We start from the raw sequence: 7,549 nt of genomic DNA on the forward strand, positions 1-7,549 counted from the left end.
CCGGGCCGGGAGCGGGTTGAACGTAACATCGCTGCAATCTCTTGCGTAAGTTGTTGCGGCTGAAAAGATGCTGGATTTCTGGCAGGTGTCGAAGGTGTGTCCAAAGGGTTGACGCCCGTTCTGGTGACTCGTACCGTCTCGACCGCAAGAACTTTCAGTCACCTTGCAGATCACTTCCCGGCCTTGCGGGCACGGCGCGTTGCCGCACGAGGCCCCTCTACGCCAGGAGGAAACCCCCATGCCCGCACGTACCCGCAGAGCCGTGGGCGCGGCCGTCGCACTCGCGGCAGCCGCCCTCACCCTCCAGGCGCCGCAGGCGTCCGCCGCGCCGCCCGGCGACAAGGACGTCACCGCCGTCCTCTTCGAGTGGAAGTTCGCCTCGGTGGCCCGGGCCTGTACGGACACCCTCGGCCCGGCCGGCTACGGCTACGTCCAGGTCTCGCCGCCCCAGGAGCACATCCAGGGCAGCCAGTGGTGGACCTCGTACCAGCCCGTCAGCTACAAGATCGCCGGACGGCTGGGCGACCGCACCGCCTTCAAGAACATGGTCGACACCTGCCACGCGGCCGGGGTCAAGGTCGTCGCCGACTCCGTCATCAACCACATGGCGGCCGGGGACGGCACCGGCACCGGCGGCTCCGCGTACCAGAAGTACAACTACCCCGGCACCTACTCCGGTGCCGACATGGACGACTGCCGTGCGGTCATCACCAACTACCAGGACCGGGCGAACGTCCAGAACTGCGAGCTCGTCGAGCTCGCCGACCTCGACACCGGCGAGGACTACGTCCGCGGCCGGATCGCGGGCTACCTGAACGACCTGCTCTCGCTCGGCGTCGACGGCTTCCGGATCGACGCGGCCAAGCACATGCCGGCCGCCGACCTCGCGAACATCAAGTCGCGGCTGACCAACCCCGGCGCGTACTGGAAGCACGAGGCGATCCACGGCGCCGGCGAGGCCGTCTCCCCGAGCGAGTACCTCGGCAGCGGCGACGTCCAGGAGTTCCGCTACGCCCGCGACCTCAAGCGGGTCTTCCAGAACGAGAACCTCGCCTACCTGAAGAACTTCGGCGAGGCCTGGGGCCACATGCCCAGCGGCCAGTCCGCCGTCTTCGTCGACAACCACGACACCGAGCGCGTCGGAGACACCCTCAACTACAAGTCCGGCTCCGCCTACACGCTCGCCAGTGTCTTCATGCTGGCCTGGCCGTACGGCTCTCCGGACGTCCACTCCGGCTACGAGTGGAGCGACAAGGACGCCGGTCCCCCCAACGGCGGCACGGTCAATGCCTGCTACACCGACGGGTGGAAGTGCCAGCACGCCTGGCGCGAGATCTCCTCGATGGTGGCCTTCCGGAACGCGGCGCGCGGTCAGGGCGTCGTGAACTGGTGGGACAACGGCGGGGACCAGATCGCCTTCGGGCGCGGCACCAAGGCGTACGTCGCCCTCAACCACGAGGGCTCCGCGCTCAGCCGCACCTTCCAGACCTCCCTGCCGGCCGGCGCGTACTGCGACGTGCAGAGCGGGAGCACCGTCACGGTCGACTCCGCCGGCCGGTTCACGGCCACCGTCCCCGCCGGCACGGCCGTCGCGCTGCACGTGAACGCCCGTACCTGCGGCGGCGGCACCCCGGTCACCTCCGGGGCCTCCTTCCAGGTCAACGCCACCACGGTCCCCGGCCAGAACATCTACGTCACCGGCGACCAGTCCGCCCTCGGCAACTGGAACGCCGCGGCCGCCCTCAAGCTCGACCCGGCTTCCTACCCGGTCTGGAAGCTCGACGTCACCCTGCCCGCCGGCACGTCCTTCGCCTACAAGTACATCCGCAAGGACGCCGCCGGGAACGTCACGTGGGAGAGCGGCGCCAACCGGACCGCCACCGTCCCCGCGAGCGGCCGGATCACGCTGACCGACACCTGGCGCAGCTGACCGCCCGCACCCCCCGACCAGGGCCGCCCGGCACCACCTTCCCGCCACCGCCGGGCGGCCCTCATCCGGCAACACCCGCCCTGCTTCAAGGAGACCCTCCCTTGATACGCCCTGCCCTGCGCACCGTGGCCGGCAGCGTCGCCGCGGCCCTCGCCGTGACGCTCGCGCCCGCCGCCCCGGCGACGGCCCAGGCCGAGCCGCCCGCTCCGCCCTCGGACGCGAAACTGGCGGCGCAGCCCGCCCGGCACGACCTGACCCGCGAGCAGTTCTACTTCGTCCTCCCGGACCGGTTCGCCAACGGCGACCCGGGCAACGACCGCGGCGGACTGACCGGCAGCCGGACGGAGACCGGCCTCGACCCCGAGGACAAGGGCTTCTACCAGGGCGGCGACCTCAAGGGCCTGACCGACCGGCTCGACTACATCAAGGGCCTGGGCACCACGGCGATCTGGCTGGCGCCGATCTTCAAGAACCAGCCGGTCCAGGGCACCGGCAAGGACGCCTCGGCGGGCTACCACGGCTACTGGATCACCGACTTCACCCAGGTCGACCCGCACTTCGGCAGCAACGCCGACCTGTCGCGGCTGATCGACAAGGCCCACGCCAAGGGCATGAAGGTCTTCTTCGACGTCATCACCAACCACACCGCGGACGTCGTCGACTACAAGGAGAAGTCGTACCAGTACCTCTCCAAGGGGGCGTTCCCGTACCTGACCAAGGACGGGGTGCCCTTCGACGACGCCGACTACGCCGGCCCCGCTGCGGGCGCGGCCGCCGGTAAGGGCCGGTTCCCCGGGGTCTCGCAGCAGTCCTTCCCGCGCACCCCCGTGGTGCCCGAGGAGAAGAAGGACCTCAAGGTCCCGGCCTGGCTCAACGACCCCTCGATGTACCACAACCGCGGCGACTCCACCTTCGCGGGCGAGTCCTCCGACCAGGGCGACTTCGTCGGCCTCGACGACCTGTGGACCGAGCGCCCCGAGGTCGTCAGCGGCATGGCCGAGATCTACAAGAAGTGGGTCCGCGACTTCAAGATCGACGGCTTCCGGATCGACACGGTCAAGCACGTCAACACCGAGTTCTGGACCCAGTGGGCCACCGCCCTCGACACGTACGCCGCGCAGCGCGGCCGCCCGGACTTCTTCATGTTCGGCGAGGTGTACTCCGCCGACACCGCGGTCACCTCCCCGTACGTCACCCGGGGCCGGCTCGACTCCACCCTCGACTTCCCGCTCCAGGACGCCATCCGCAGCTACGCCTCCCAGGGCGGCCCGGCCGGCCGGCTGGCCTCCGTCTTCGCCGACGACTACCGGTACACCACCGACAAGGCCAACGCCTACGAGCAGGTGACCTTCCTCGGCAACCACGACATGGGCCGCTTCGGCACCTTCCTGAAGCAGGACCGGCCGGGGGCCGGTGAGGCGGAGCTGCTGGACCGCTACCGCCTCGCCAACGAACTCATGTTCCTCTCCCGCGGCAACCCGGTCGTCTACTACGGCGACGAGCAGGGCTTCACCGGTGCCGGCGGCGACAAGGACTCCCGCCAGACCCTCTTCGCCTCGAAGACCGCCGACTACCTCGACGACGACCAGCTCGGCACCGCCCGCACCCACGCGAGCGACGCGTACGACCCGCAGCACCCGCTCTACCGGCAGATCGCCGGGCTGGCGAAGCTCACCAAGGCCCACCCGGCGCTCCGCAACGGCATCCAGACCGAGCGCAGTGCCACGGGCGGCGGCGACGCGGTCTACGCCTTCACCCGCACCGACGCCTACGCCGGCGCCGAGTACCTCGTCGCGGTCAACAACTCCACGGCCCCCAAGACCGTGGAGATCCCCGTGGACAGCGCGGCGGAGACCGACTTCCGCACCCTGTACGGCGGTTCCGGCACGGTCCGCTCCGCCGCCGACGGCAGGCTGACCGTCACCGTGCCCGCGCTGGGCTCCCTCGTCCTCAAGGCCGAGGACCCCCTCGCCGCACCCGGCAGCGCACCCGAGCTCACCCTCAAGGCCCCGGCGCCCGGCGCCACCGGCACCGTCGAGCTCTCCGCCCAGGTCACCGGGGGAGGCCTCAACCGGGTCGTGTTCGCCGCCCAGACGGGCAACGGCCCCTGGAAGGTCCTCGGCTCCGCGGACCACGCACCGTACAAGGTGACACAGCACATTACGGCGTCACAGGGCACGCCGCTGCGCTACAAGGCCGTCGCCGTCGACGCCTCCGGCCGCACCGCGAGCGCCCTCGCCGCGTCCGTCGCCGGCCAGGTCCCGCCGAAGGAGGTCCCCACCGCCACCCAGCGCGACTACGCGATCGTCCACTACAACCGCCCCGACGGCGACTACACCGACTGGCGCCTCTACGCCTGGGGCGACATCGCCGACGGCGAGTCCACCCCCTGGCCGGCCGGGCACGGATTCACCGGCCGCGACGCCTACGGCGCCTTCGCCTACGTCCGCCTCAAGCCCGGCGCCACCTCCGTCGGCTACCTGGTCATCGACAAGGACGGCAACAAGGACGTAGCCGCCGACCGCACGATCGACGTCACGAAGACCGGCGAGATCTGGCTCGAGCAGGGCAAGGAGGCCGCCCGCACCCAGCGGCCCTCGTACCCGCCGCAGGACACCGCCAAGGCCGTCCTCCACTACAAGCGCGCCGACAGCGCCTACGACGGCTGGGGCCTGCACACCTGGACCGGCGCGGCGAACCCCACCGACTGGTCCAAGCCCCTCATGCCCGTCCGGCACGACGCCTACGGAGCCGTGTACGAGGTCCCGCTCGCGGCAGGCGCCACCTCGCTCAGCTACATCCTCCACAAGGGCGACGAGAAGGACCTGCCCAGCGACCAGTCCCTCGACCTGAAGGCCTCCGGCCACGAGGTCTGGATGCTCGGCGGCAGGGAGAAGTACCTCCTGCCCCAGCCCGCCGGCTCCGCCGCCGCCCTCGACCTCACCAAGGCGCAGGCGGTCTGGATCGACCGCGACACCCTCGCCTGGAACGCCCCCGAGGCCGCCGCCTCCGTCCAGCTGCTCGCCTCCCGCGACGGCTCGGTCAAGGCCGAGAACGGCGCCCTCACCGGCTCCGCCGCCTGGATCCGCCTGACGAAGTCGGCCCTCACCGACGCCCAGAAGGCGAAGTTCCCGCACCTCGCCGGGTACGCCGCCCACACCGTCGACCCCCGCGACCGGGGCCGCGTCCGGGAGTCCCTGCGCGGCCAGCTCGTCGCGAGCGCCCGTGCCGCCAACGGCGCCGTCCTCGCCGCGACCGGAGTCCAGCTCGCCGGCGTCCTGGACGACCTGTACGCCACCGACGCCCCGCTGGGCCCGGTGTTCACCCCCTCCGGAGTGAAGCTCTCCGTCTGGGCGCCCACGGCCCAGCGGGTCGCGCTCGAACTGGACGGTCGTACGCTCCCCATGCGCCGCGACGAAGCCACCGGCGTCTGGTCGGCAGCCGGCCCCCGCTCCTGGAAGGGCAAGCCGTACCGGTACGCCGTCACCGTGTGGGCGCCCACCGTCCGGCAGCTGGTCACCAACCTGGTCACCGACCCGTACTCCACGGCCCTGACCACCGACTCCGCCCGCAGCCTCGCCGTCGACCTCAAGGACCCGGCGCTCGCGCCCGCAGGCTGGCGCACCCTGAAGAAGCCCGCCGCGGCCGGCATGCAGCAGGCCCAGGTCCAGGAGCTCCACATCCGCGACTTCTCCGTCGCGGACCGCACCAGCAAGCACCCCGGCGGCTACCTGGCCTTCACGGACACCGACTCGGCGGGCATGAAGCACCTGAGCGAGCTGGCCGCCTCCGGCACCTCCTACGTCCACCTCCTGCCGGCCTTCGACATCGGCACCATCCCCGAGAAGCCGGCCGACCGCACCGAGCCCGACTGCGACCTCGCCGCCCACGCCCCCGACTCGGAGGAGCAGCAGGCCTGCGTGGCCAAGGCCGCCGCCAAGGACGCCTTCAACTGGGGCTACGACCCGCTGCACTACACCGTCCCCGAAGGCTCGTACGCCTCAGACCCCGAAGGCACCGCCCGCACGCCCGAGTTCCGCCGCATGGTCCAGTCCCTGAACAAGGCGGGCCTGCGCACGGTCATGGACGTCGTCTACAACCACACCGTCGCCGCCGGCCAGGACGAGAAGTCCGTACTCGACCGCGTCGTCCCCGGCTACTACCAGCGGCTGCTCGCCGACGGCACGGTGGCCACCTCCACCTGCTGCGCCAACACCGCGCCCGAGAACGCGATGATGGGCCGCCTGGTCGTCGACTCGGTCGTCACCTGGGCCCGCGAGTACAAGGTCGACGGCTTCCGCTTCGACCTGATGGGCCACCACCCCAAGGCCAACATCCTCGCCGTGCGCAAGGCCCTCGACGCCCTGACGCCCGCCAGGGACGGGGTCGACGGGAAGGAGATCGTCCTCTACGGCGAGGGCTGGAACTTCGGCGAGGTCGCCGACGACGCCCGGTTCGTCCAGGCCACCCAGGAGAACATGGCCGGCACCGGCATCGCGACGTTCTCCGACCGGGCCCGCGACGCCGTCCGCGGCGGCGGCCCCTTCGACGAGGACCCGCGCGTGCAGGGCTTCGCCTCCGGCCTGTTCACCGACCCCAACACCTCGCCGGCCAACGGCACCCCCGAGCAGCAGAAGTCCCGCCTGCTCCACGCGCAGGACCTGCTCAAGGTCGGCCTGTCCGGCAACCTCGCCGCGTACTCCTTCACGGACACCGCCGGCCGTACGGTCAAGGGCTCCGAGGTGGACTACAACGGCTCGCCCGCCGGCTACGCCGCCGCACCCGGCGACGCCCTCGCCTACGCGGACGCCCACGACAACGAATCCCTCTACGACGCCCTGACGTACAAGCTCCCGGCGGGCACCCCGGCCGCAGCCAAGGCCAGGATGCAGGTCCTCGCGATGGCCACGGCCGCCCTCTCCCAGGGCCCGTCCCTCAGCCAGGCCGGCACCGACCTGCTCCGCTCCAAGTCCCTGGACCGCAACTCCTACGACAGCGGCGACTGGTTCAACGCCATCCACTGGGACTGCCGCGAAGGCAACGGCTTCGGCCGCGGCCTGCCGCCGGCCGCCGACAACCGGGCGAAGTGGCCGTACGCCAAGCCGCTCCTGACCGCCGCCCCGCCGTCCTGCCCGGAGATCACCGGGGCCTCCTCCGCCTACCGGGACCTGCTGAAGATCCGCACCACGGAACCGGCGTTCGGCCTCACCACGGCCGCGGACGTCCAGAAGAACCTGGCCTTCCCGCTCTCCGGCACCGCGGAGACCCCGGGCGTGGTAACGATGACGCTCGGCGAGGACCTCGTCGTCGTCTTCAACGCCACCCCGGAGTCCCAGCGCCAGCGGATCGCCTCCCTGGCCGACCGCGGCTACGGCCTCCACCCGGTCCAGGCCGCGGGCGCCGACGCGACGGTCCGGCAGTCCGCGTACGACGCGGCGACCGGCACGTTCACCGTGCCCGCGCGGACGGTGGCGGTCTTCAAGCGGCCCTGACCGCCGATCCGTTCAGGGGCCCTTCCCCCCCCCGCGGGGGGGGGGGGGGGGGGGGGGGGGGGGGGGGGGGGGGGGGGGGGGGGGGGGGGGGGGGGGGGGGGGGGGGGGGGGGGGGGGGGGGGGGGGG

General features: G+C 71.8%; 2 protein-coding genes. Both read left to right on the plus strand.

Going from position 1 to position 7,549, the window contains the following annotated elements:
- Positions 1-238 precede the first annotated feature (238 nt).
- Positions 239-1,930 carry a carbohydrate-binding module family 20 domain-containing protein gene (locus tag ACZ7H1_RS28805; RefSeq protein WP_470790716.1) on the plus strand — a complete coding sequence of 564 codons (1,692 nt, stop codon included), beginning with the start codon at positions 239-241 and terminating at the stop codon, positions 1,928-1,930.
- Positions 1,931-2,031: 101 nt separating this feature from the next.
- Positions 2,032-7,422 carry a pullulanase-type alpha-1,6-glucosidase gene (pulA, locus tag ACZ7H1_RS28810; protein WP_470790717.1) on the plus strand — a complete coding sequence of 1,797 codons (5,391 nt, stop codon included), beginning with the start codon at positions 2,032-2,034 and terminating at the stop codon, positions 7,420-7,422.
- Positions 7,423-7,549: the final 127 nt, after the last annotated feature.

The sequence above is a fragment of the Streptomyces sp. NPDC037401 genome (assembly GCF_055602345.1).